21 protein-coding genes are annotated in these 24,577 nt (G+C 63.3%); 13 read left to right on the top strand and 8 right to left on the bottom strand.

From position 1 onward, the window contains the following. Positions 1 to 47: 47 nt before the first annotated feature. The 6 genes from ACS3WB_RS07110 to flgF form a co-directional block, all read right to left on the bottom strand. A complete protein-coding gene (locus ACS3WB_RS07110) occupies positions 48 to 1,922 on the bottom strand; it encodes a patatin-like phospholipase family protein (RefSeq protein WP_438274864.1) in 1,875 nt (624 codons plus the stop codon). A 169-nt stretch (positions 1,923 to 2,091) separates the two neighbouring features. Continuing rightward, positions 2,092 to 2,382 carry a hypothetical protein gene (locus tag ACS3WB_RS07105; protein ID WP_438274863.1) on the bottom strand — a complete coding sequence of 97 codons (291 nt, stop codon included), beginning with the start codon at positions 2,380 to 2,382 and terminating at the stop codon, positions 2,092 to 2,094. A 292-nt stretch (positions 2,383 to 2,674) separates the two neighbouring features. After that, a complete protein-coding gene (gene flgH, locus ACS3WB_RS07100) occupies positions 2,675 to 3,433 on the bottom strand; it encodes a flagellar basal body L-ring protein FlgH (protein ID WP_438274862.1) in 759 nt (252 codons plus the stop codon). Positions 3,434 to 3,438: 5 nt separating this feature from the next. Beyond that, positions 3,439 to 4,557: a flagellar basal body P-ring formation chaperone FlgA gene (gene flgA, locus ACS3WB_RS07095; RefSeq protein ID WP_438274861.1), complete on the bottom strand. Its 1,119-nt coding sequence runs from the start codon at positions 4,555 to 4,557 to the stop codon at positions 3,439 to 3,441. A gap of 11 nt (positions 4,558 to 4,568) precedes the next feature. Continuing rightward, positions 4,569 to 5,357: a flagellar basal-body rod protein FlgG gene (gene flgG, locus ACS3WB_RS07090; protein ID WP_438274860.1), complete on the bottom strand. Its 789-nt coding sequence runs from the start codon at positions 5,355 to 5,357 to the stop codon at positions 4,569 to 4,571. Between the two features lie 11 nt (positions 5,358 to 5,368). After that, positions 5,369 to 6,136 (bottom strand): flagellar basal-body rod protein FlgF, encoded by a 768-nt coding sequence (flgF, locus tag ACS3WB_RS07085; RefSeq protein WP_438274859.1) that lies wholly within the window; start codon positions 6,134 to 6,136, stop codon positions 5,369 to 5,371. 364 nt (positions 6,137 to 6,500) lie between these two features. Here flgF and fliL point away from each other — a divergent pair, with 364 nt between their 5' ends. The 6 genes from fliL to ACS3WB_RS07055 all read left to right on the top strand — a co-directional run bounded on the left by fliL (position 6,501) and on the right by ACS3WB_RS07055 (position 15,553). After that, entirely contained in the window at positions 6,501 to 6,998 is a 498-nt protein-coding gene (gene fliL, locus ACS3WB_RS07080) for a flagellar basal body-associated protein FliL (protein ID WP_438274858.1), read from the top strand. 18 nt (positions 6,999 to 7,016) lie between these two features. Continuing rightward, complete coding sequence (gene fliM / locus ACS3WB_RS07075) at positions 7,017 to 8,222, top strand: flagellar motor switch protein FliM (RefSeq protein WP_438274857.1); 1,206 nt, start codon at positions 7,017 to 7,019, stop codon at positions 8,220 to 8,222. After that, a complete protein-coding gene (locus tag ACS3WB_RS07070; RefSeq protein ID WP_438274856.1) occupies positions 8,219 to 8,653 on the top strand; it encodes a DUF6468 domain-containing protein in 435 nt (144 codons plus the stop codon). Before fliM ends, ACS3WB_RS07070 begins: the two co-directional genes overlap by 4 nt. Further along, positions 8,650 to 9,471, top strand: coding sequence for a MotE family protein (locus tag ACS3WB_RS07065; protein WP_438274855.1), 822 nt, complete (start codon positions 8,650 to 8,652; stop codon positions 9,469 to 9,471). Before ACS3WB_RS07070 ends, ACS3WB_RS07065 begins: the two co-directional genes overlap by 4 nt. A gap of 207 nt (positions 9,472 to 9,678) precedes the next feature. Then, complete coding sequence (locus ACS3WB_RS07060; protein ID WP_438274854.1) at positions 9,679 to 13,440, top strand: tetratricopeptide repeat protein; 3,762 nt, start codon at positions 9,679 to 9,681, stop codon at positions 13,438 to 13,440. A 604-nt stretch (positions 13,441 to 14,044) separates the two neighbouring features. Next, complete coding sequence (locus ACS3WB_RS07055; RefSeq protein ID WP_438274853.1) at positions 14,045 to 15,553, top strand: porin; 1,509 nt, start codon at positions 14,045 to 14,047, stop codon at positions 15,551 to 15,553. Positions 15,554 to 15,689: 136 nt separating this feature from the next. Here ACS3WB_RS07055 and fliP read toward each other — a convergent pair whose 3' ends face one another. Then, positions 15,690 to 16,445 carry a flagellar type III secretion system pore protein FliP gene (fliP, locus tag ACS3WB_RS07050; protein ID WP_438274852.1) on the bottom strand — a complete coding sequence of 252 codons (756 nt, stop codon included), beginning with the start codon at positions 16,443 to 16,445 and terminating at the stop codon, positions 15,690 to 15,692. Further along, positions 16,442 to 17,404, bottom strand: a complete 963-nt coding sequence (locus tag ACS3WB_RS07045; RefSeq protein ID WP_438274851.1) for a flagellar biosynthetic protein FliO — start codon at positions 17,402 to 17,404, stop codon at positions 16,442 to 16,444. Before ACS3WB_RS07045 ends, fliP begins: the two co-directional genes overlap by 4 nt. A gap of 380 nt (positions 17,405 to 17,784) precedes the next feature. On the opposite strand from ACS3WB_RS07045, the gene flgB reads away from it, so the two are divergent. The 7 genes from flgB to cckA all read left to right on the top strand — a co-directional run bounded on the left by flgB (position 17,785) and on the right by cckA (position 24,568). Then, positions 17,785 to 18,192, top strand: a complete 408-nt coding sequence (gene flgB, locus ACS3WB_RS07040) for a flagellar basal body rod protein FlgB (protein WP_438274850.1) — start codon at positions 17,785 to 17,787, stop codon at positions 18,190 to 18,192. Between the two features lie 29 nt (positions 18,193 to 18,221). After that, positions 18,222 to 18,647, top strand: coding sequence for a flagellar basal body rod protein FlgC (gene flgC / locus ACS3WB_RS07035; RefSeq protein ID WP_438274849.1), 426 nt, complete (start codon positions 18,222 to 18,224; stop codon positions 18,645 to 18,647). Positions 18,648 to 18,661: 14 nt separating this feature from the next. Next, positions 18,662 to 18,973 (top strand): flagellar hook-basal body complex protein FliE, encoded by a 312-nt coding sequence (gene fliE / locus ACS3WB_RS07030; RefSeq protein WP_438274848.1) that lies wholly within the window; start codon positions 18,662 to 18,664, stop codon positions 18,971 to 18,973. A 177-nt stretch (positions 18,974 to 19,150) separates the two neighbouring features. After that, on the top strand, positions 19,151 to 19,414 hold the full coding sequence (fliQ, locus tag ACS3WB_RS07025; protein ID WP_438274847.1) for a flagellar biosynthesis protein FliQ: 264 nt from the start codon (positions 19,151 to 19,153) through the stop codon (positions 19,412 to 19,414). Positions 19,415 to 19,503: 89 nt separating this feature from the next. Further along, positions 19,504 to 20,274 (top strand): flagellar biosynthetic protein FliR, encoded by a 771-nt coding sequence (gene fliR, locus ACS3WB_RS07020; protein ID WP_438274846.1) that lies wholly within the window; start codon positions 19,504 to 19,506, stop codon positions 20,272 to 20,274. A 505-nt stretch (positions 20,275 to 20,779) separates the two neighbouring features. Further along, positions 20,780 to 21,859 (top strand): flagellar biosynthesis protein FlhB, encoded by a 1,080-nt coding sequence (gene flhB, locus ACS3WB_RS07015; protein ID WP_438274845.1) that lies wholly within the window; start codon positions 20,780 to 20,782, stop codon positions 21,857 to 21,859. Positions 21,860 to 22,012: 153 nt separating this feature from the next. Next, entirely contained in the window at positions 22,013 to 24,568 is a 2,556-nt protein-coding gene (gene cckA / locus ACS3WB_RS07010; RefSeq protein ID WP_438274844.1) for a cell cycle histidine kinase CckA, read from the top strand. The last annotated feature ends 9 nt before the right edge of the window (positions 24,569 to 24,577 follow it).

The raw sequence follows: 24,577 nt of genomic DNA, 5'->3' as shown, positions 1-24,577 counted from the left end.
CAAGTCTCACGGATGTTCTTCGCTTCGCGCCACCACCCTTGTCGGACTTATCGAAACATCATCCGCTGCTCGTCGGTCAGCCCGGCCAGTACCTGGCTGGCGTGGCTGTAGCCCGCCGCGACCATCTCGTCGAAACGGCTCCAGTCCAGCAGGCGGCCATCGGGCACACGCGGCTGGAACAACAGGTCGGTGAACTTTCCCATTTCCTTCTGCTTCGAAACCGAGGTGATGAATGACGATCGCAGCATCGTCTCCGGCACGCTCGGCAGGCGGTAGCGCCGCTTCGCGCGCGGCCTCAGTCTGTCGCGCAGCAGCGCGAGCGTTCCCGGCATGCAGTCGATATCGAACACCTGCTCGCGGTTGACCGAGAGATCGACGCCGATGATGCGGCCGGCGCCGAGCCGGGCCATCACGTCCGCCGGGAAATTGTTGAACGTGCTGCCGTCATACATCATGTGTCCGCCAACGAAGACCGGCGGCAACGCGCCCGGAATCGCATAGCTCGCGCCGACATTGCGGGTGAGGTCGCCGCGCGACAGCACCGCTTCGCGGCCGATGGAAAAATCCGACGCCATCGTGAAGAAGGTGATCCAGCTATCCTCGCTGTCGATTGCATCCCGGCCGGTGGCGTCGCGTACGGCTTGCGTCATTGCGCTGCGCGTCCGCGCGCCCTTGATCAGCGAAACCAGCGGGATGAAATTGTAGTCGCCTGTTACGTTGCCCCGTGGATGTTCGAGGAACGCCTTGCGGACGGCGGCTGCGACCTCGTCCGCGTTGCGGCCCAGCGCAAGCACCAGACCCATGACCGCACCGATCGAACTGCCGCCGAGCATGTCGACGGGAATGCCGGCTTCTTCCAGGGCCTTGATGACACCGACATGGGCAAAGCCGCGCGCACCGCCGCCCGACAGCACCAGTCCGATGCCGCGCCCCGAGATGATGCGGGCGATGCGCGCCATGTCGCGGGGTGACTGCGGGCGGAGATGGAAGTGCCGCGCAGCCGGCCGCGCATCCAGCCATCGCGCCGTGCCGGTCGGAATTCTGGTATCCGCTTCATGCAGCAGGATCAGCGTCTGGCGCGCGATCGAGATGGGAGCTGCGGACGACAGGCAGGCCTGCTCGACTTCGGACAGGCCGGGATCGCGCTCGGCGGCGGCAAGCAGCAGGATCTCGTCGGCATGGCGCAGGCAGAACCGGGTCCAGTTGGTATCCCCACCGTCGGCCGCAAGATAGACCGCGCGGCTCCGCGCCTCGATCTCGTCGATATAAGCGGCAAGCGCATCGTGGCGTCGTCCGACCTGGTGGATGGGGGCGGCACCGAAGCGTGCGGCGATCTCGTCTGCGGTAACCACCGTCGCCGGCTGTGCTCGTCCGGCTTGCGCGTCGCGCAGGCGTTGGGCGAATTCGACCGCGTCCAGTCCCGGCGTGATCGGGAGGATGCAGACGTTCACCGGAACCATGGGCGGCCGACGCTCGCGCTCATGGTGACGGAATCGCCGGATCACGATCCGCATCATCGACATCTCGATGTCGGGATCCTGCGCGATGGTACGCTCGATCATCGCGCGCGTCACCTTGACAAGCAGGGTATCGCGCACCGCCACGATGGTCGCCGAACGCGGCTCGCCGGTGAACAATGCGAGTTCGCCGATGGTTTCACCGCGTCCGATCTCGCCCAGAATTTTCCGCGTGCCGGACTCGGTTTCGGAAAAGGCGTGCAGTCGTCCGGACAGGACGAAGTAGACGTCATCGCTGATGTCGCCCTGGCGCAACAGCGTTGCGCCGGAGGCGAGATCGACATAGACGGCCTCGGACTGGATGGTTCGCAGGATCCCGGCGTTACCGGATCCGAAGTAGTTGCGAAGCACGGTCTGGAGCAGCGCCTCGCGTTGCTGAAGATCGGGATCGGGTTTCGGCGTCAAACCGCAACTCCTTGCCGGCACATGCCGTCGCGAATTCAGGCCGATCGAGCATAGTTTCTGAAAGCCGCCGGATGAACGAAATTCTTGTCGCAGCCCGCCTCATCGTCGGCTGGGTGGCGAACCCGCGTTCCGATGGAACGCATGTGGCCAATGCGCGACGACATCGATTCTAATCACGCCCGACCCGGCCGGGGAATCCGGGAGCGATGGGGCTGTCGCCGCTGAGGCCGCTCGGCACGGCGCCGGTGCCGATGGTTCCGGGTCGCGATGTGTTTGGTACCCCTGGCTGGTTGACAACGCTGGTGTTGAGGCGGGGCGAGGGGGTTGGAGTCACGACTGTTGCCGATGGCATCTGTCCGTGGATGTGCATGCGGACTTTGCGGTGACGCGCCTGCGCCGCGTCCGAAATCACGCTCAAAGATATGACAAGGACGATCAGGATACGAACGAGCGATGACATGGAAGGCTCCGGCGATTGCGCACGATGTCGTGGGTACGTGGTGTCATCGACATAGGTATTGTCAATGCCTGCGGGCAGACCGGTTTCATGAATTTTTATCAAGAAGATGGCGGATTGGTCGACATGCGCGAAACGATAACGGCCTCCGGCAGGGGAGCTACCGGAGGCCGCAAGGCCGGACGATGCGCAGCATCGCCGGGTCGTCGCCGCCTCGCGCCTGGGGTTCGCGAAACGGCGGGGAGCTCGTGAAAGTCTAGCGGCGTGGATTTGACATTCGCTATTTCCCTTACCGCTAGAACGGCAGCAGCACGTCCATGACCTGCTGGCCATAGCGCGGCTGCTGCACGTCGCTGATCTGACCGCGACCGCCATAGGAAATGCGGGCCTGCGCGATCTTGCTGGAGTCGATGGTGTTGTCGCTCTGGATATCCTCGGGACGGACGATGCCGGCCACGATCAGTTCGCGGATTTCAAAATTGACGCGGATTTCCTGCTTGCCTTCGACCACGAGGTTGCCGTTGGGCAGCACTTGCGTGACCACCGCGGCGACGCTGGTCTGGAGATTCTCCTGGCGCTGCACCGAGCCTTTGCCGTCGCTGGACGCTGTGGAATCCGTGGTCAGAAGGCGGCCCGGCAGGATCGAGGTTGCCGGATTTTTGATGACCTTGCTGCCGATGAAATCCGTGATGCCGGAGTCTTCCTTGCTGGAGCGGCTGCGCTGGGTCTCGTTGGCGATGTTGGCCTTGTCGGTGAAATTCACGGTGACGGTCAGGAGATCGCCGACGCGCGCAGCGCGCTGGTCCTTGAAGAACGCGCGAGAACCGTTTCGCCACAGTGAGTTGGCGTTGTAAGACACCGTCTCGGGCTTCGGCATCGGCATCTGCACTGGCTTGTAGCCCGGCTGTGTCGTCGGATTGTCGATCGCGGTCAATTTGGGTGACTCGCCGATCTGCGAAAGCCGATCGATGGATGAACAACCGCTGGCGAGGCCGGCCGCGGCCAATAGCGTGCCGGCGAGAGCGAGGCGGTTGATGTTCGCGGACTTCAACATGAACGTTACTCGGATCCTGGAGATACAGATGCGCCGTCGCGGACGAAATCAGGAGAGGACGCGCCAGCCATCCCCGGCGCTTCGGCGACCGGTGCGGCGCTCGCGAGCCTGCGCGGGACGACAGGCGCAACTGGAGAAGCCGACACCTGGCCGCGCCCGACCACGAGACCCGACACGGTGCGTTTCGATTGGAGATTGACGACACTCACGACGTCACCTTCGGTGCCGGCCTCGGTCGCCTTGCCTCGCACGGTGAGATAGATTCCCGCAGCCTGATAGATCAGGGTCACGGCCTGGTCGCGCTGCACCAGGTCTGGCTTGGTGAGGTCGGCGCCATGCAGCGCCTGACCGGCGCGCATCTGCCGCCGCATCTGCATCCCGATGACACGGTCGCGGTTCGCGGCATCGTTGCCGACCTCGGCTTTGGGGCGACGCTCCATCACGACATCAGAGAACTTCAGCAGCGTGTTGCGGTCGACGTCGCGGGCAAGCACCGGGGTCTCGATGGTCTCGATGGCAGTGCCGGTGAAGCGGAGACGGGCGGGGGGAGCGCCTGAGCCGTTGCCGATCTCGAGAGTGACGTCGAAACGTCCGTTGCGCGGGTCGAACCGCGTCACGACCGGAGTAACGGCGCCGTCGTTCGCCGCATCGAGATGGATCGTTCGAAGGTCCTTGTCGAAAGCCAGCGACAGATTTTTGGCGTCGCCGAGCCCGTTGCGGTGCTCGAGCGCCACGGCGATCTGCAGTTCGATGTCGTCGGCATCGAGGGTGCGCGCGAGCCGCGTCACCGAGACGTTGCGAATGCCGTGAGCATCGACGCCGATCACCTGATGCGCACGGAGGGCGTCGAGCACCTGCGTTGCCGCCAGGGTGCCGGTGGTGCCGGGCTCGGGCGCGCGATAGATCGCGATTTGCGCAGCGCTGCCGGCATTGTCGATGACGTCGCCGATCCGCACCACATCGCCGGTGACCTTGACGTCGGCGCGCAGCAAGGGAAGGGGAACGGCGGCCGCGGTCTGGATCACGCTCGCCAGCGTGGTGTGCGGCGGAGCTTCGTTCGCGGCCAGCGCCGGAGCGGATGCCGCCATCAGCGTCACGGCGAGGAGAGACGAGCGGATGGCCATGGTCAGCCTCCCTAGCGGAACAACGCGGCTGCGGATTGCAGCATCTGATCGGCGGCGCTGATGACCTTGGCGTTCATCTCGTAGGCGCGCTGCGCGGCGATCAGATCGGAGATTTCGGAAACCACCTCGACGTTGGCCTGTTCGAGGTTCGACTGCTGCATGTCGCCGTAACCGTCGATGTTGGCGACGCCATCCTGCGGCGGCCCGGAGGCCGGCGTCTCGGTGAAGTTGTTGTCGCCGACGGGTTGCAGCCCGGCCTTGTTGACGAAGCGGGTCAGGCCGATCTGGCCGAGCACCGTCGGTGTCGTCGAGCCCGGCAGCGTCACCGACACCTGACCCTGCGCGTTGATGGTGATGCCGGACGAATTCTGTGGGATCGTGATCGTCGGCTGCACGGGGTTGCCCTGTGCGTTGACGATGCGGCCCTGGTTGTCCATCTGGAAGGTGCCGTCGCGCGTGTATTGGTAGGTGCCGTCCGGCATCTGGATCTTGAAGAAACCTTCGCCCCGGATGGCGATGTCGAGATCGTTGCCGGTCATCGAGAGTGTGCCCTGGCTCATCAGCCGCGGCGTGCCGACGGTCTTGACGCCGCCACCGAGATCGATGCCTACGGGAAGGATCGTGCCCTGATCGGAGGCCTGCGCGCCGACGCGGCGGACGTGATCGTAGATCAGGTCTTGAAACGCGGCCCGCTGTTTCTTGTAGCCGGTGGTGCGCAGGTTCGCGATGTTGTTGGAGATGACCTGAACGTTCAGCTCCTGAGCCGCCATTCCGGTCGCTGCGGTATAGAGGGCGCGCATAATCTCTTTCCTTATGCCGGAACGTCGGCAAGCTTTTCGATAGCCGATCGCTGCAGCTCGCTTTGCTGCTGCAGCAGCGTCGCCATCTGCGTGTAGGCGCGGGACACTTCGACCATGCGGCTCATTTCGCTCACCGCGCTGACGTTGGAGCGCTCGATGAAGCCCTGGCGGACCCGCGCCTTGGTGTCGGGTTGGGCAATGTTGCCTTCGCCCGCGGCGTAGAGGTTGGAACCTTCCTTGAGCAGCTTTTGCGCCTGCGCGAACGAAACCAGTCGCAGCTTGCCGCGGATCGAGTCGGCCGCGTTGTTGGTGCCCTCGATCACCGTCACGGTGCCGTCGTCGGATATCGCGATGTCGTGGTCGGTCTGCTGGAACGTGATTGGCCCGCTGGTGCCGAGCACCTGATTGCCCGAGGCCGTCACCAGTTGCCCCTGCGCGTTGATCTGCAGCCCGCCGTCGCGGGTATAGCGTTCGCCACCCGGCGTCTGCACCACCAGGAACGCCTTGCCGTCGATGGCGACATCGAGGGGGTTTTTGGTCTGCTCGGCGGGTCCGCCGGCGAAGTCATGGAAGGTGGCGCGATCCTGCACGAAGCTGAGGCGGCGGTCGCCGCCGACGAAGTTGTCTTCGTGGGCGACCGGCATCAGGTATTCCTCGAACAGCGAGCGGTCGGCCTTGTAACCGTTGGTGTTGACGTTCGCGACGTTGTTCGCAACGACATCCATCTGCCGTTCGAGCATCATCTGCCGCGATAGTCCGATGAGAAGCGTATTCTCCATCGGTGGTTCTCCCCTCGAAGATCCGCGTCAGGCCCTCCCAGGCATCGGCGGATCGTTTCCGACCTTCAAGCTCTCCCAAGCCCTGCGGTCGTCCAGGGATGTAGCGAAAGCCGTGCCATGTCTGAAAATTGCGTATTTTCAATTCGTTATGAAAACGAACGGGCGCCGGCAGGTCGGCAATAAGATCTTGTTGACCATAACGGCCCGGCAAAATCTTCCTACCGCATGGTTAAAAGAAAGAAACCATTAACCATTGCGAACCTAGTGTTAACGCCTGTGGGGCGCGCCGTGCGCCGGGGCACCGTTTCGCGTCGTTAGCCTGCCCGGCGGCATCGGACAAACCCTCTCAACGGGCGAACTGACGATGGCAGAAAAAGATCAGGCCGAGAAAGCGGCAGCCGAAGGCGACGCACCGCCCGCTTCCAAGAAAAAGAAATTGATCCTGATCGCCGCGGCCGTTGCGGTGCTTTGCCTCGCGGGCGGAGGCGGCGCCTGGTTCTTCTTCTTTCACGGTCACGGCGACGAACAGCACGCGGAAGCGCCGCCGCCGAAGCCGCCGGCTTTCATCGAAGTCCCCGATATGCTGGTCAACCTGGTCGGGGCGCCGGGCGAGCGCGTGCAATATCTCAAGGTGAAGGTGGTTCTCGAGGTCAAGGACGAGCCGCAGGTCGAGAAGATCAAGCCGGCGCTGCCGCGGGTCACCGATCTGTTTCAGACCTACATGCGCGAGTTGCGCCCCAGCGACCTCAACGGTTCGGCCGGGCTGTTTCGACTCAAGGAAGAACTGACCAGGCGGGTCAACACGGCGATCGCGCCCAGTCATGTCAGTGCCGTGCTGTTCAAGGAAGTCGTCATCCAGTGACGGAACGAGGGCAGGGGCATGGCGGACGATAACGATCAGTTGGACCAGGATGCGATCGCAGCCCAATGGGAGGCGTCGCTTGGCTCGGAAGACCCCGAGGAGGCCGCGAAGTCGGCTGCCGCCAATGAACTCACGGAGACGATGGCGGAACAGTGGGCCGCCATGGTCGAGGACGGAGGCCGCAATTTCGGCAACGCCAAGAACGGCGGTGAACGGGTCCTCTCGCAGGAGGAAATCGACAGCCTGCTCGGCTTCAGTGTTGGCGAGATCAACGTCGACGACAGCTCCGGCATCCGCGCGATCATCGACTCGGCGATGGTGTCTTACGAGCGTCTGCCGATGCTGGAGATCGTGTTCGATCGCCTGGTGCGGCTGATGACGACATCCCTGCGCAATTTCACCTCCGACAACGTGGAGGTCTCGCTCGACCGCATCACCTCGGTCCGGTTCGGCGACTACATGAACTCGATTCCCTTGCCCGCGGTGCTCAGCGTGTTCAAGGCGGAGGAGTGGGAGAACTTCGGGCTGGCGATGGTCGATTCCAGCCTGATCTACTCCATGATCGACGTGCTGCTCGGCGGCCGCCGCGGCCAGACTTCGCTCCGGATCGAGGGCCGGCCCTACACGACGATCGAGACCAATCTGGTGAAGCGGCTGGTCGAGGTGGTGCTGGCGGACGCCGAGCAGGCGTTCCGGCCGCTGTCGCCGGTGTCGTTCACGATCGATCGGCTCGAAACCAATCCGCGTTTCGCGACGATCACCCGCCCGGCCAACGCCGCGATCCTGGTCCGGCTCCGCATCGATATGGAAGACCGCGGCGGCTACATCGAACTGCTGCTGCCCTATGCCACCATCGAACCGATCCGCAACGTGCTGTTGCAGATGTTCATGGGTGAAAAGTTCGGCCGCGATCCGATCTGGGAAAGCCACCTCGCCACCGAGATCGCGCAGGCGCAGATCGCCGTCGATGCGGTGCTGTACGAGGCCGAGATCCCGCTCAAGCAGCTCATGACCCTGAAGGTCGGCGACACGCTGCCGCTGGACATGCGTCCCGATGCGTCGGTGGCGGTGCGGTGCGGCAGCGTCACGCTGACGGAAGGCCGCATGGGACGCGTCGGCGACCGCGTCGCCATTCGCGTATCAAGACACTTGCGCAAACCGAACACGACCTTTGCCATGTTCGAGAGAGCGGACGAACAGACCAAGATGATGGAGGCCCAATGAACCACTCTTTCGGACTAGCGATCGAGAGTCTTGTCGCGGTTCTTCTCGTCTTGACAATCGGTTATTGCATGCTGCTGAACAAGCGGCTGAAGCGGCTGAGGGCGGATGAGCAGTCGCTCAAGGCGACCATCGGCGAATTGATCACAGCGACGGAGATCGCGGAGCGCGCCATCGGCGGGCTGAAGCACACCGTGCGCGACGTCAATGACAATCTCGGCAATCAGATCGTCTCGGCCACAGAACTGTCGCGGCAGTTGGCGAAGCAACTGGCGGAGGGTGACGCGGTCGTGCGGCGGCTGACCCGGATCGCGCTCGCGGCGCGTCCCGCGACGGCTGCGGAACCGGAGCCCGCGCCCAGCGATGCCCGCTCGGTCGCAGCCGCGGCGCGGGCATTTTCCGAACGTAGAAGGGCAAGCGGCATCGCTGCATGAATGCTTTCAGGGACATCCGGGTTATTCCTGTCGTCGTGGTTGCGATCTTCGGCCTCGCGGTGCTCAAGATCGCGGGCCTCGTGGTCGATGGTGGTTACGTCTTCGACGACCAGCCGAATTCGACCCACCGGTCATGGGCACAGGAGAACCTGAACTTTCCGGGGGCGACTTCCTACGCCGGCGACGTCACGGGCTCGGTCGAGACGAAGAAAAAGGAGGACCCCGGCAAGGAGGGGGGTGCCGAAAAGACCGAAAAGAAAGAACCTGACGGACAACCTAAGCCGGCAGACGGCGCGCCGGGACTGTCGAAGGCCGGCGTTGTCACCATTCCCGAGCCCGGGCAGTCGGTGTCGCCGTCCGAACGCGCGATCCTCGAGCGGCTTCAGAGCCGGCGCCAGGAACTCGAAGCACGCGCACGGGAAATCGACATTCGCGAGAGCCTACTGAAGTCCGCTGAAAAGCGCATCGAGGGCCGCGTCGAGGAGATGAAGGGCATCGAGTCACGGATCGCAACCGCCACCGACCAGAAGAACGAGGCCGAAGCCGCCCGCTTCAAGGGACTGGTGACGATGTACGAGAACATGAAGCCGAAGGACGCCGCCAAGGTGTTCGACCGACTGGAAATGTCGGTACTGTTCGAACTCGCGTCGAAGATCGCGCCGCGCAAGATGTCGGACATTCTCGGTCAGATGTCGCCTGCGGCTGCCGAACGGTTGACGGTCGAGATGGCGCGCCGTGCCAGCGGCGGCGATGCCACCACCGCGGACGCCGATCTTCCGAAGATCGAGGGCAAGCCAACACCGCAGAATCCCAATTAATATCCTTGTTTAATAGGGCCTTAATTCCACAATTCTAGAGTTCGTCTGATCGGCGTGCAGCCGCCGGTCAGGAGTTGACAGCGTTTTTCAGCGAAGCATGTCCTCGGGCTTGACCGAGGGATGACGGTTCGCGTGAAGGAAACGCGTCAAAGCAACAATCAGGCTTCGCTTCAAAAGCGAAGTTCTGGAGTCGAGAGACGATCTGGAATGGCGCGGACGACTGCCGCTGAATGTTGGTCGCAAGCGCGCTCTCGCGCGTGGCGGCTTTCGCGCGGCTGCATTCCGGTGCTCGCAACCGCGTTGCTGCTGCTCGCGCTGGCTTTTCCCGATGCGAGCCGCGCACAGGCCATCAGAGGCGAGGCGAGCTTTGCGGCGGCGAAAGGTTATGCCCGGCTCGTGCTCAAGCTCGACGACGACGTCGATTCCGAAGTGACGGTTGCCGGCACCATCCTTGTGATCCGCTTCAACCGGCCGGTCGACATTCCCGTCGACAAGCTGTCGGAGGCGGTGCCGGATTATGTCGGTTCAGCGCGTCGCGATCCGGATGGTCTGGCCATTCGCCTGGCGCTGGCACGCAAGGTCTCCGTCAACACGATGACGGCGGGCGAGCGCGTGTTCATCGACCTGATGCCCGATGGCTGGAAGGGTCCGCCGCCGGGTCTGCCGCAGGAGGTGGTTCGCGACCTTGCCGAGCGCGCTCGCGCTGCTGAGCGCGCGCTGCGCGAAGAACGCACCTTGGAGGCGTCGAAGAAACGCCCGCCGGTTCGCGTACGTGCTTCGGTGCAGCCGACCTTCGTGCGCTACGTTTTCGAACTGCCGGACGGAGCCGGTGTGTCGTCCGCCCTCAACGAGCAGAAACTCGCGCTGCTGTTCAAGCCGGCGCTGACTTTCGATCTCGCGGACGCCAAGCTGGTGGCGCCCGCCAACGTCGCCTCGATCGCGCAGAAGATGGAAAGCGGCGGCTCGCGGATCGAGATAAAACTGATCGGCGATGTCGACGTGCATTCGTTCCGCGAAGAGAAAAACTACATCGTCGATATCGGCTTCCATCAGACCGGCAATACTCTGTCGGCGGCGCTTGCCGAAGCGCAGTCGGGCAAAGCGGACGCGGGACAGCCGACAGACGCCGCTGCCACGTCCGAAAAGCCTGCCGGGATTCCGCCGCCGACGTCGGAGACGATTGCCGAACAGGCCGGGCTGACGGTCGGGCCGCCCCCGTCCGACGCTAAACCGGCCGCGGCCGCGAAAACGCCCGAACCTTCGCCGGCCGCCGCACCCGATCAGCCTGTGGCCGATCAACATGCGCCTGAGAAGCCCGCAACTGAAAAGCAGGCCACCGTCGAAACACCGCCCGCGCCAGCGGTCAAGACGGCCACGGCGGTAACGCCGGCGAAGCAGGCGCCGGGCGGAGACAATCCCGCCGTGCAGGGACCGCTGGTCGCATCAGAAAAACCGACGGCGTCGCCGCCGCCGTCGTCCATTAAGGGGAGCGCGAACGACGCCGTGACGCTGAGCGCGGTGCGGCGCAGCGACGGCTTTCGTCTGATGTTCGGTTTCGACCGTCCGACACCTGCCGCGCTGTTTCGCCGCGCTGATGCGGTGTGGCTGGTGTTCGACTCGGAGAAGTCGGTCGACGTCGACGCGATCCGGAAAGAGGGCGGATCGCTCATCACCGACATCGACCGTCGTCCCGTGGAGAACGGGCAGGCGATCCGCATCCGTTTGACCCGTCCGCAACTGGTATCGATCTCGGCCGGCGAGCCCGACGGTCTCGCACCCGTCGCGCCGGGGCAGCGCTGGATGGTGACGTTCGCCGATGCCGTGCAGAAGCCGTCGCGTGCGCTGACCGCGCAGCGCAATGTCGTCGATCGCAATCATGCGAGTGTCACCGTGCCGCTGGCTGGCACCGGCATGCTGCACCGGATCGTCGATCCCGACTCTGGCGACGCGCTGATGGTTGTCACCGCGCTTCCGCCCGCGCAGGGTTTTGTCAGGCATCAGGAGTTCGTGGAGTTCTCGCTGCGCGAGTCGACCCATGGCGTGGTCGTCGAGCCGAAGGCCGATGATATCGCCGTCGAGGTTGCGCCCGACAAGGTTACGGTGACCCGGCCCGGCGGTCTCACTTTGTCGGCGGCCAACTCCGGTCCCGAGCGCGCGACGACCGCGGCGCGGCCGATCTTCGATGTCGAGACATGGCAAAAGGACAGCAACGCGAATTTCTTCCAGCGGCTCGACGAACTGGTCGACGCGGCGTCGGCCGCAGGTAATGATGACGCGCGGACCGCGGCGCGGATCGATCTCGCTCGATTCTATATGGCGCGCGGCTTCTATTACGAAGCCAAGGCTGTCCTCGACCTGGCATTGTCCGAGCAGAATCCCGGACAGGAAGATCCGGTGCTGCTGATCGTGCATTCGGTCGCGAGTTCGCTGACGAATTATACAGCGGCGGCAACGCGCGATCTCGCAAATCCGGCGATCGGCGCCAACTACGATTCCCAGCTCTGGAAAGCGCTCGCGCTCGCGCGGCAGCGCAAATGGGCCGAGGCGCGCGAAAAATTCAAGAACGCCCAGTTCGCTATCTCCGCGTTGCCGCTCGGGCTGCAGCGCCCGATCGTCGCCGATGCGATGCGGGCATCGCTCGAGGTCGGCGACTATTCGGGCGCTGCCGCGCGCAGCAGCGACCTCGACGCCATCGGCATTCCCGACGAGATGAAGCCCAACGTCACGGTCATGCGCGGGCGGCTGTCTGAAGCGTTGGGGCGCGACAAGGACGCGCTTGCCCAATACGAGGAGGCGATGGCCTCGGCGGATCGCGAAGCCGCGACTGAGGCGCAGATCCACGACATCGCGCTGCGGCAGAAGCGCGCCGAAATCAAGCCGGAGGAGGCGCTGCGCGATCTCGAAACACTATCGGTGACGTGGCGCGGCGATCGGCTGGAGGTGCAGACGCTGAAAATGCTGATGGCGCTCTACACCGACGCGGGCCGTTATCCCGAAGCGCTGGCGGTTGCGAAGACCGCCACCAAACTCGAGCCGGATTTCGTTGTGTCGCGCCAGATTCAGGACAGTGCCTCGGCGCTGTTCGCCGAGCTTTTCCTCGGCACCAAAGGCGACAACCTTCCACCTGTCGATGCGCTGGCGATGTTCTACGACTATCGCGATTTGACGCCGATCGGCCGGCGCGGCGACGAAATGATCCGTCGGCTTGCCGATCGCCTTGTCGGCGTCGATCTTCTCGACCAGGCGGCAGATCTCCTGCAATATCAGGTCGATCATCGGCTGGAAGGCGCGGCGCGCGCGCAGGTCGCCGCACGGCTCGCGATGATCTACCTGATGAACCGCAAGCCGGACCGTGCGATCGCCGCCCTTCGCACCACGCGCATCGCCGATCTCGCCGGAGAATTGCGGCAGCAACGTTTGCTGCTCGAGGCGCGCGCGCAGAGCGACATCGGCCGGCGCGATCTCGCACTCGACATCATCTCCAATCTCACCGGGCGTGAGGCGATCCGCCTGCGGTCGGACATCTACTGGGCGTCGCGGCGCTGGCGCGATGCGTCCGAGCAGATCGAACTCTATTACGGCGACCGCTGGCGCGATTTCAAGCCGCTCACCTCGAGCGAGAAGAGCGACATCATCCGCGCGGTGATCGGCTATGCGCTTGCCGAGGATGCATTGGGGCTGGCGCGGTTCCGAGAAAAGTATGCGCCGCTGATGAGCGGCGCTGCCGACAAGATCGCTTTCGATACCGCGAGCAAGCCTGCCTCCGACAACAGCGCCGAATTCGAGCAGATCGCTAGGATGGCGGCGAAGGTTGACACGCTCGACGGCTTCCTGCGCGAAATGAAATCGCGCTTTCCCGACATGACGGGAAGGGCGCCGCTGCCGCCGGAAGCTGCGAAGACGGATTCCTCTCCGACCGGTGCGCTGCCGCAGGTTGTCGGACTGAAGAACGTCGAGGCGTCGCGCTGAGGGGACTCGCGACCTGCGGCCTGGACCGCGTCGTTGCCTAGAGCCTTCCGCTTCAAATGGAATCAGAAGCGAGACTCTTTGATTTTGAATGGAAGCGTTTTCTTCACGCGAACCGTTATCCATCCTTCGCGGGTCAAGCCCGAGGACATGCTTCGCTCGAAAACGCCATAGCCGACAGTTCCGCGTGTCGACGATATCAAAAAAGGCCGGCGATCGTTCCAACACCAGATCCGACATGAACTGGCTGTGAGAGTTCGATCAGAACCCACAGCAATTCTGCACATGGAATAGCAAGACCCGGGTTGTTCTTGCCCGGAGATCGCCGAGGATATGCCCGGATATTGACATCATGGGATATCGATATATACATCTGGATATATCCATAGGATTATATACAGATACATATATCCATAGGATATGGCCGTGGAGGGGGGCACCCCCAGGGCGTCGTTTAATGGTTCGTTTGGGCCTCTCGCGTCGAGCGGGAGCGTCCGACAGTGCGAACGGCTGGGCGGTGAGTCAGGGACTGAGGGGACTCTCTCTTCGAGTGCTTGCGTATAGCGGATCCGAGAACCTGCCCTACCAAGCAACTTGGAGGTTTGAGATGAAATTGATGAAGAGCCTTTTTTTCGGCTCGGCGGCGGGTCTGGCCGTCATAAGCGGGGCACAGGCTGCCGATCTTCCGTTGAAGGCCAAAGCGGTCGAATACGTGAAGATCTGCTCGCTGTATGGCGCGGGCTTCTACTACATCCCCGGCACCGACACCTGCATCAAGCTCGGCGGCTATCTTCGTAGCGATCTTGGTGTCAACACCAACGCGATCTTCGGCGGCAACACCTCGGGTCCCGCCGGCGCGCAGAACCGCTTCAGCAACGCTTTCACCTGGCGCTCGCGTGCAGACCTGACCATCGATACCCGCACCGCCACCGAATACGGTGTGGTCCGCACCTACATGGAGACGGCCTTTTCGTGGACGTCAGGCGGCTATGCCGGTTCAGCTACCGGTGCGACGACATATAACGCTGCTCCGGCAGGCGCGAGCGGCAACGGCGCTGTTTCCGGCGGCCAGCTCGGCGTGTACTTCGCCTTCATCCAGTTCGCCGGCTTCACCATGGGTAAGGCCGTCTCGCAGTTCAGCGCTCCCTGGACGGAGTTTCCGGGCAAAAACATCTACACGGGTCTGGTCGGTGGTGGTGGCACGAACACGGGCGTGAACCAGTTCACCTATACGGCGGAGTTCGGCAACGGCGTGTCGGCCTCGGTCGGCGTGCAGGATCCGAGCGCGTACTATCAGCCTGGCATTTTCAACCTCGCTACTGCGACGCAGAGCAACTTCGGCTATGGCGCCAGCGCCTATGGTGGGACCACCGTTCCTGACATCGTCGGCCAGCTCCGCATCGATCAGGCCTGGGGCTTGTTCCAGGCGTCGGTCGCGGCGCACGACAACAATCCCGCTTACTATGGCGCCACGCAAAATACTGGCGGCCCTGGAGACAAGTGGGGCTGGGCCGGTCAGCTCGCTTTGTCGATCAAGAACATCCCGACCGGGCCGGGTGACACGATCAACATTCAGGGCGTCTACACCAACGGTGCGACCCGTTACAACATCCAGGATCAGGCCTCCCCGGCGAGCGCTGCCACGATCTATTCCGGCGTGACCGGCGTCGGATATGGCTTTGCGCCGGATTCGGTGTATGGCCCGGGCGGCTCGCTCCAGCTGGTTTCGACATGGGGCATCCACGGCGGTTTCAACCACAACTGGAACCCGTACTGGAGCAGTTCGGTTTTCGGCGGCTACGCATCGGTTCGGTACACCGGCGCGGCCAAAGCTGCGATGTGTGGCCTCGGCGGGACGGTTTTTACCGCGCTCGGCGCGGGGGTCACCACCTGCAACCCGGACTACAACATCGGTCAGGCTGGTGCGAACCTCCGCTGGACTCCGGTCAAGAACCTGACCTTCACAACGGAAGCGGTTTATACCATGTTGGATCAGAAGTACGCCGGCGTGGCGGCTCTTGCTGCCAACACCGGCGTTGCCAAGCCGGCGGGCAACTATGCCCTGAAGGATCAGGACACGTGGACCGTCATGTTACGCGCGCAGCGCAACTGGTAAAACGGATCATCTGACGACATCCCGAACCCCCGGCAGAAAACTGCCGGGGTTTCGTCTTGCCGGCGTCCTGGAAGTGGCTTCCGGTTCGCGTGAAGAAAATGCGTCAAACTTAGACATCCTGAGTGAGTACCCTTGCTCAACTCCCGTAGCTCTGCACCAGGCTGCCTGCCACCAGCGACCAGCCGTCGACCAGCACGAAGAAGATCAGCTTGAACGGCAGCGACACCACGACCGGCGGCAGCATCATCATGCCCATCGACATCAGGACCGATGCCACGACGAGGTCGATAATGAGGAACGGCAGGAACAGCAGGAATCCGATCTCGAAGGCGCGCTTCAGTTCGGAGATCATGAAGGCCGGCATCAGGATCCGCAGCGACAGGTCCGCCGGCGTCGCTGGCGGCGGCTCGCCCGACAAATCCATGAACAGCTTGAGGTCCTTCTCGCGCACGTTCTTCTGCATGAAGCCGCGCAAGGGGACAGACGCACGCTGCAGCGCGTCCTCCACGGTGATCTCGTTCGCGATCAACGGCTTGATGCCGTCGTCATAGGATTTCTGCAGCGTCGGTCCCATCACGAATGCCGTGAGAAACATCGCCAGCGCAATGATGACAGTGTTGGGCGGCGCGGTCGCGGTGCCGAGCGCCGTTCGCAGCAACGACAGCACGACCACGATGCGCGTGAACGACGTCATCATGATCAGGATCGACGGTGCGATCGACAGCACGGTGAGCAGTGCGATCAGCTGGATCGCACGCTCGGTCACGCCGCCGTTGCCGGCGCCGCCGAGATTGATGCTGATATCCTGCGCGAACGCCGGACCTGCGAGTGATCCGGCGGCTATCAGAACGAGAAGGAATAAAACTCTACGCGGGTGGGCCGCCGGCCTCACGAAGGCGACTTTGGGCGCCCGAGCAGCGACGCCATCTCGTCTTCAAGGTGCTCGAAGCCGGACTTCGAACCGGGTGGGGGGACTGGTGCCGCCGCTACAGGCGGCTCGCTGCGCGAAGCGGGAGCGGCCGAACTTTCCACGGTGCGCGGACGGGGCGGCGGCTCGGGGACAACCGGAGGCGCGACTGCCGCGGGCTTGCCGTCGTTGGCTGGACGGCGGAGCGCGGCTTCGAGACGCTGCGCCATCTCGGCAAGATTTTGATCCGCGTTCGACGCAGGTGGCGGCGATGCGGGGGGCGACGGCGGTGGTGGCGGGGGCGGCGGGAACGTCGGCCGCTCGACAGGCCGCGGAGGCGATGCGCTCGCGGGTTCGGCTGGGCGAACGGGTGGACGCGGCGGCATCGTGGGCTCGCTGCGCGCGGGGCGGGTGCCGCGAATGTCGGTCCGGCTCATGGGTTCGGGCGTGAAGCCCGCCAAGGGATCATTGCGGCGCTCGGGGGTGGCCGGACGTCGCGCCGGATCGGGGAAGGGGGAACGCAGGACCGGTCGCGCCGGCTCCGGCATCTCCTCGGGATGATCGAGAGGATCCGAATGCGGGCCATCGGACTCCGCCCAGCCTGTTTCGGCCAGCGGCGGCAGGCGCGGCAGCGACGGCTCGTTGCCGGGAGAAGGACGTTGCGGAATCTGATCACGGCCCGGCGCGCGAACGATGTTGGGTTCCACGACAATATCGGACGGTCCGCCGATCATCAGCAGGTGTTCGACGTTGTCGCGGCGGACCAGGACGAGCCGTCGGCGCCCATCCACCGCGGCGGCATCGATGACCGCCAGGCGGGGCATCCGTCCGCGATTGGCGGTGGTGCCGAGCCGGTTTCCCGCAAATCGCCGCACCAGCCAGGCGGTCCCGGCGATCAGCGCCAGGACCACAATGAATGCGATGACGAATGTAATGGCCTGCATTTCTGTGTCCCTGACAGAAAGCGCCTTTATTACAGCTTCGGATCGTCGAATGCCTTTCGGCACCCTCCCGTGACGACCGAGCCTTGGCCCAATCTGTTAACCCCGTCCGGCAAAAGCTGCCGCTGACGTCCTTAATAACCTATGAATCGACCAGACCAAAACAACTTCTGAGCATCAGGCGTTCCGGTTAATGCGGGTGGTTAACGCAGCGTTCCTGGCAAAATCGCCCGGTCTGGATCAAAAACGTCCTCGGCCTGGGAAGTAGAGGCTCGATTCCGATCGCGCTCCCGCTGTTCTTAACCGACTGTTAACCATAAAGGCGGCAAATTCTGCCTACCCTCGGCGGCGCGTCGTCCTCGGGGGCGGAGCGGGAGGTCGCCGTGCCCATCAACGATATTTCCGCGCTCGCGGCACTTCGCACCCGGATGCAATGGCATCAGGAGCGTCAGCGCGTTCTCGCCGAAAACATCGCCAATTCCGATACGCCCAATTTCAAGCCGCGCGATCTCATCGAGCCGAAGTTCGACGCCCAGGGCCGCAACGCGTCCTCCGGAGCGACGCTGGCGATGATGAGCACGACCTCCGGCCTGAATATCTCGGGTTCGGGCCCGGCTTCGAACTTCGACCAGAATCGTCATGCCGGTTTTCAGACCCGTCCCGCAGGGAACGCGGTCAGTTTGGAGGACCAGATGCTCAAGGTATCGGCCAACCAGATGGACTACGCCGCCGCAACCTCGCTCTACAGCCGCAGCCTTCGGCTGCTGAAGATGGCGGTCGGCAAGGCATGATGCAGAACTGAAGGGAAGGACACCGCAGCATGGCAGACAACGGCGCCGACTTCATGCGATCGATGGGCATCGCGACATCCGGTCTGCGGGCGCAGGCCGGGCGGATGCGGGTGATCTCGGAAAACATCGCCAACGCTGATTCCACCGCGCAGACGCCGGGGGGCGATCCCTATCGGCGCAAGGTGCCGACCTTTTCATCGGCGCTCGATCGTGCGCTCGATGCGAAAGTGGTGACGCTTGGCCGGGTGAAGCCCGACATGTCGTCGTTCCGCGTCAAGTACGAGCCGGGCAATCCGGCTGCCGACGCCAGCGGCAACGTCAAATATCCCAACGTCAACTCGCTGGTCGAAATGACCGACATGCGCGACGCGCAACGGTCATACGAGGCGAACGTCAACATCATCAGCGCGACGCGCCGGATGATCCAGCGCACGCTCGATATCCTCAAGTCCTGATCGGAGACCTGACCATGGCATCACCCACAGTCGCAGCAAACGCCTATGCGAGCCTCGCAAAAATGATGGGCTCCGGCGCCGCCGCCGGCAAGGCTCCGGAGGGCGACGGCCCGTCGTTCAGTGCCGTGCTCAAGGATGCGATCGGCAGCGTGATGGAATCGGGTCGGAAGTCCGATGCGCAGACGGTGGCGATGGCGTCGGGCAAGGCAAACCTGATGGATGTGGTGACCGCCGTGGCGGATACCGACGTCGCGGTGTCGACGCTGGTCTCGGTGCGCGACCGTGTCATCCAGTCCTACGAAGACATCATGAGAATGCCGATCTGATCGCATGGATGTCGCTTCAATTCAAGTTGTCGTTCGGGGGCGCGCAAGCGACGAACGCCTAGCGTTCGCGCCGGAAGCGCGAGCCCTGAATCCATAGCTGAAGCGGGAAGAATGAATTTCGGGGCGTCTGAAGGCCGCACGTCCCAGCATGAAGAACAAAGTACATGGGAGATGGCAATGACCGGCGCTGAAACACTGGATATCGCGCGCGATGCGATCTGGACCATCGTTCTGGTCTCGGCGCCTCTGCTCGGCGTCGGCCTGATCGTCGGCGTCGCCATTTCGCTGATACAGGCGTTGACGCAGATCCAGGAGCAGACACTGGTGTTCGTGCCGAAGATCCTGGCCATTTTCGTAACGCTGGTGCTGGCGCTGCCGTTCATGGCCGATGCGCTGCACGCCGAAATGATACGGATTTCGTCGCGAATCATCGGCGGTTGATGCACAAGATCGCTGGGGTGGATGCGGTATCGCGATCCGCTCGCTGCAAGTTCCCGACGAGAATGTCGGGATAGCACCTCAAGGGCATCATGCGTATCGATATCTCGCTTCTGCCCGCTCTTGGCGCCGCCTTCATGCTGGTGTTTGCCCGCATCGGCGCGATGGTGATGCTGTTGCCGGGCTTCGGCGAGGTCTTCATTCCGGTCCGGGTCAAGCTCGCCATCGCCCTGCTTCTGACTCTCATTATCCTGCCGCTGCATCGTGCCGCCTATCACGTCGACCTGCAGTCGGCCGCGCCGCTGGCGGTCCTGCTGGTGCATGAGATCATCATCGGCGTGGTGCTGGGTGCCACTGCGCGCGTCACGCTCGCGGCGCTGCAGGTCGCGGGCTCGATCATTGCGCAGCAACTGGGGCTTGGATTCGTTACGTCGATCGATCCGACCCAGGGGCAGCAAGGCGCACTGATGGGCAACTTCCTGACGCTGCTTGGCATCGCGATTCTGTTCGCGACCGACACACACTATCTGGTCATCACCGCGCTGAACGAGAGCTACAGGATTTTCTCGCCGGGCGAACTGATGCCGAGCGGCGACGTGGCGGCGCTGGCCACGCGGGCCTTCGCTGCTGCTTTCAAGATCGGCCTGCAACTGTCGGCGCCGTTTCTGGTTTTCGGGCTGGTTTTCAATATCGGGCTGGGCGTGCTGGCGCGGCTGATGCCGCAGATGCAGGTCTATTTCATCGGCGTGCCGCTCTCGATTCTCATCGGCTTCATGATTCTCGCCGCCGTGCTGGTGTCCATGATGGGGACCTACATGGATTATTTTATCGGCGTGATGCGCGATCTGACGTTGTCGAACTAGTGTGGTGGTTCAGAAGTTCGCTTCATTGCCCAATCGAGTCCGTCAAGCGAACTTCCGAACCTAAACCACACTAGAATCATAAAGTTACTAGTGCCCCTTTGATTCCGAAGTTCGCATCAAAGGTTGCTGCAAGGGTATGCGAACTTCGGAATCGGGACACTAGTGGAGTGAATTTGACATTCGCTACCCACTTTGCAGCGAACCTGTCAGGCGAATGTCAAATTCAAAACTCCACTAGAAACCTGATAGTTGCTAGTGGTCCTTTGATTCTAACATTTGCAAGAACTCCCTGCGGCAACAGGATGCAAATGTTAGAATTGGACCACTAGTGTGGTGGTTCAGAAGTTCGCTCTCAGTGTCTCTGCGAGTCCGTCAAGCCAACTTCTGAACCCAAACCACACTAGAATCATAAAGTTGGTAGTGTCCCTTTGATTCCGAAATTCGCATCAAAGGTTGTTGCGAGCGTATGCGAACTTCGGAATCGGGACACTAGGACGCAGCGACGATGGCCGACGAGAGCGACGATACCGAAAAGACAGAAGACCCGACGCAAAAACGTCTCGACGACGCGATCGAGCGCGGCGACGTCGTCAAGAGCCAGGAGGTCAATACCTGGTTCGTGATCGCCGGCGCGACGCTGGTGCTGTCGACCTTCGCGGGCTCCGTCGGCGGCGGATTCGAGATGCCGCTGCGCAACCTGATCGCCAACTCCTGGCAGATCCGGACCGACGGCCCTGGTCTGCTGGCGCTGGCCGTGCAGATCGAATACGTGCTTGTCGCCGCGCTCGGCGTGCCGCTGCTGATGCTGGTGCTGGCCGCCGTTGCCGGCAATATCGTCCAGCACCGCTTCGTCTGGTCAGGGGAGGCGCTGAAGCCGAAGCTCAGCAAGATTTCGGTGGTGTCCGGCGCCAAGCGGATTTTCGGCAAGCAGGCGGCCGCGAACTTCGCCAAGGGACTTTTCAAGGTGCTGGCGCTCGGCGCGGTCATGACGGCGGTGTTGTGGCCCGAGCGCTCGCGGCTCGACGCCATGGTGCGGCTCGATCCGAACGCCATCCTCGGCACCACCAGAACCCTGACTCTGCAATTGCTCGGGGCGGTGGTCGGGATGCTCGCGCTGGTCGCGATCGCAGACTACCTGCTGCAGTACCGGCAGTGGTTCGAACGGCAGAAGATGTCGCTGCGGGAGATCAAGGAGGAATTCAAGCAGTCGGAAGGCGATCCGCACATCAAGGCCCGGATCAGGCAGTTGCGGGCCGTGCGCATGAAGAAGCGCATGATGGCCGCGGTGCCGAAGGCCTCGGTCATCATCACCAACCCGACGCACTATTCTGTCGCGCTGTCCTACGAGCGCGGCATGTCGGCGCCGGTCTGTGTGGCCAAGGGCATGGACAACATCGCGCTCAAGATCAGGGAAATCGCCCGCGAACACGACATTCCGATCGTCGAAAACGTGCCGCTGGCCCGCGCGCTGTATGCCACCGTCAAGGTCGATGACGAGATACCGGCGGAGCACTATCACGCGGTCGCCGAAATCATCGGTTATGTCATGGGCCTGAAGCGCGGCTTTGCGGGGCGCCGCGCGTGATGCCGGCTTAGGATGTCCGGAATAGGGTATCCGGACGGGGAAAATGGCGGGAAATGAGCCCATGAGGTGCTTGCGCTGCCGGGTCCGATTCAGGCACTCAGGGCCCGGCGCACGCGTATTCCGCGCCCGCTGTGACAGGCCCCGCCGGATGCCATGACCTCCAATCACGATATCGATTCGCCGCAGGTCGCGCAGGAACCGGCGCGGCGGAGCGGCAGCATCCTGCTGGTCCTGCTGGTCGCGGGCGCAATCGTCGCGGCCGCCGTGGGATTCATGACGCTCGGTCATGCCAACGCCCAGCCTTATATTCTGGCACTGCTGGCGCTACTGGCGATGGTCGGCCTGTTCACGCTGTTCGCATTCGCGGCCGGCATCGTCCGCTTCGCCGATCGCACTGCCGATGATCCACTGATGCGCCCGGTCGTCGATCACGCCTTCGACGGCGTCGCGATCACCGACGCCGGCGGGCACATCGTTTATGCCAACTCTGCCTATCTCACCCTGACGGGCGCCACCTCGATGCAGGATGTGCGGCCGGTGGAGCGCGTCTTCATCGGCAACCCGGACGTTTCCGAGGCGGTGTTCCGTCTGCTGAAGGCCGCGCGCGAAGGCAAGCGCCAGCAGGAAGAGGTGCGCGTCGCCGCCGCCGATGGCGAGCACGGTCGCTGGCTGCGGCTGCGGGTCCGCCCGCTCGGACAGGCGAAGAGACAGTCCCGACATGCGGTGTGGTCGATTGCCGACATCACCCGCGACCGCGAGCGGCAGGAAGACGTCTTCCAGGAGTTGCGCCATGCGATCGAATATCTTGATCATGCGCCATGCGGTTTCTTTTCGGTCAATCCGTCGGGCGATCTCGCCTACGTCAACGCGACGCTGGCCAACTGGCTGGATCACGATCTTGCGGAGATCGGTTCGGGCGGCCTGAAACTCACCGATGTCGTCTCCGGCGACGGCGCGGCTTTGCTGACGTCGATCGTCGCGGCGCCCGGCGAAGTCAAAACCGAAGTTTTCGATGTCGACCTGCGGATGCGCAACGGCAAGACCATGCCTGCGCGCCTTTATCACAAGCTGGCGTTCGGCGCCGACGGCGTGCCCGGTCCCTCCCGGACGCTGGTGATCAGCCGCGCCCGTGACGAGCGCGTGGATCCGCAGCGCGCGGCGGAAGTGCGCTTCATGCGCTTCTTCGATCATACGCCGATGGCGATCGCGACCGTCGACAAGTCCGGCGCTGTGGGTCGAGCCAACGCGCGCTTCGCGAAGCTTGCGCAAAGTCTCAGCTCTGACGGCGCGACGGCCAAATCGATTCTTGCCGCGGTCAACGAGCGCGATCGCAGTCAGTTGAGCGCGGCCATTCATGCCGCGGCGGACGGGCAGGGAGATATTCCGCCGGTGGAGTTGATGCTCGTCGGCGCGCGCGAGCGCTGGGGGCAGTTTTTCGTCACTGCGGTGGAGGACGACGATCGCGACGCTGAGGCGGCGATCGTGTACGTGCTGGAGACGACCGAGCGACGAACGCTGGAAAACCAGATCAATCAGTCGCAGAAGATGGAATCGGTCGGCCAGCTTGCCGGCGGCATCGCGCATGATTTCAACAATGTGCTGTCCGCGATCATGATGGCCAACGACTTCCTGCTGAATGCGCACAAACCGACCGATCCGTCGTTCCAGGACATCATGCAGATCAAGCAGAACGCCAACCGCGCCGCGGCGCTGGTGCGGCAGCTTCTGGCGTTCTCGCGTCGGCAGACCTTGCAGCCGAAGGTGCTCGATCTCGGCGACACCCTGAGCGACATCGGCATGCTGCTCAAGCGCCTGATCGGCGAGAAAGTCACGTTCCCTGGAGTCGTGCATGGGCGCGACCTGTGGCCGGTCAAGGCTGACGTCTCGCAGTTTGAGCAGGTGATCGTCAACCTCGTGGTCAACGCACGGGACGCCATGCCGAACGGCGGCAAGCTCGCGATCCGCACCGCCAATGTCGCGGCGGCTGAGGTCGCGACGTTCGGCCACAAGGGAATGCCGGCCGCCGATTACGTGCTGGTCGAGGTCAGCGACACCGGGACCGGCATCCCGCCCGACATCGTCGATAAAATCTTTGAGCCGTTTTTTTCCACCAAGGAGGTGGGCAAGGGCACGGGGCTCGGACTGTCGACGGTCTACGGGATCGTCAAGCAAACCGGCGGCTTCATCTACGTCGATTCCAGGGCGGGCGAGGGGACCACGTTCCGCATCTTCCTGCCGCGGCATCATCCCGAGACGGATGCCCGGCCCGAAGCCGCAGCCGGCGGGTCTTCAAGGGACTCGTCCACTCCGGCCAAGCCTACGTCCGGCGACCTGACCGGGCAGGGCACCATTCTGCTGGTCGAGGACGAAGACGGCCTGCGTTCGCTGAATGCGCGCGGTCTGCGCTCACGCGGTTACAGCGTCATCGAGGCCGCCAATGGCATCGAGGCGCTGGAGGCATTCGACGAGAAGAACGGCGCCGTCGATCTCGTCGTCTCGGATGTGGTGATGCCGGAGATGGACGGCCCCGCGCTATTGCGCGAAATGCGCAAGCGCAACCCCGATCTCAAGATCATCTTCGTGTCGGGCTATGCCGAAGAAGCGTTCGACAAGAGTCTGCCGGAGAACGAGCAGTTCGCCTTCCTCGCAAAACCCTTCGCGCTCAGCGCGCTGGTTGCGAAGGTCAAGGAGACGATGGCGTCGACGTAATATGGACCT

This window comes from Nitrobacter sp., from assembly GCF_051535215.1.
In the GTDB taxonomy this organism is placed as follows: Bacteria; Pseudomonadota; Alphaproteobacteria; order Rhizobiales; family Xanthobacteraceae; genus Nitrobacter.
The sequence above is the reverse complement of the archived record's forward strand: the minus strand, read 5'-3'. Positions and strand labels throughout refer to the sequence as shown.

Coding starts and splice junctions, on each gene's coding strand:
- ACS3WB_RS07105 (WP_438274863.1), bottom strand. CDS start 2,382: ATGTCATCGCTCGTTCGTATCCTGATCGTCCTTGTCATATCTTTGAGC.
- flgH (WP_438274862.1), bottom strand. CDS start 3,433: ATGTTGAAGTCCGCGAACATCAACCGCCTCGCTCTCGCCGGCACGCTA.
- flgA (WP_438274861.1), bottom strand. CDS start 4,557: ATGGCCATCCGCTCGTCTCTCCTCGCCGTGACGCTGATGGCGGCATCC.
- flgG (WP_438274860.1), bottom strand. CDS start 5,357: ATGCGCGCCCTCTATACCGCAGCGACCGGAATGGCGGCTCAGGAGCTG.
- flgF (WP_438274859.1), bottom strand. CDS start 6,136: ATGGAGAATACGCTTCTCATCGGACTATCGCGGCAGATGATGCTCGAA.
- fliL (WP_438274858.1), top strand. CDS start 6,501: ATGGCAGAAAAAGATCAGGCCGAGAAAGCGGCAGCCGAAGGCGACGCA.
- fliM (WP_438274857.1), top strand. CDS start 7,017: ATGGCGGACGATAACGATCAGTTGGACCAGGATGCGATCGCAGCCCAA.
- ACS3WB_RS07070 (WP_438274856.1), top strand. CDS start 8,219: ATGAACCACTCTTTCGGACTAGCGATCGAGAGTCTTGTCGCGGTTCTT.
- ACS3WB_RS07065 (WP_438274855.1), top strand. CDS start 8,650: ATGAATGCTTTCAGGGACATCCGGGTTATTCCTGTCGTCGTGGTTGCG.
- ACS3WB_RS07060 (WP_438274854.1), top strand. CDS start 9,679: ATGGCGCGGACGACTGCCGCTGAATGTTGGTCGCAAGCGCGCTCTCGC.
- ACS3WB_RS07055 (WP_438274853.1), top strand. CDS start 14,045: ATGAAATTGATGAAGAGCCTTTTTTTCGGCTCGGCGGCGGGTCTGGCC.
- ACS3WB_RS07045 (WP_438274851.1), bottom strand. CDS start 17,404: ATGCAGGCCATTACATTCGTCATCGCATTCATTGTGGTCCTGGCGCTG.
- flgC (WP_438274849.1), top strand. CDS start 18,222: ATGGCAGACAACGGCGCCGACTTCATGCGATCGATGGGCATCGCGACA.
- fliE (WP_438274848.1), top strand. CDS start 18,662: ATGGCATCACCCACAGTCGCAGCAAACGCCTATGCGAGCCTCGCAAAA.
- fliQ (WP_438274847.1), top strand. CDS start 19,151: ATGACCGGCGCTGAAACACTGGATATCGCGCGCGATGCGATCTGGACC.
- fliR (WP_438274846.1), top strand. CDS start 19,504: ATGCGTATCGATATCTCGCTTCTGCCCGCTCTTGGCGCCGCCTTCATG.
- flhB (WP_438274845.1), top strand. CDS start 20,780: ATGGCCGACGAGAGCGACGATACCGAAAAGACAGAAGACCCGACGCAA.
- cckA (WP_438274844.1), top strand. CDS start 22,013: ATGACCTCCAATCACGATATCGATTCGCCGCAGGTCGCGCAGGAACCG.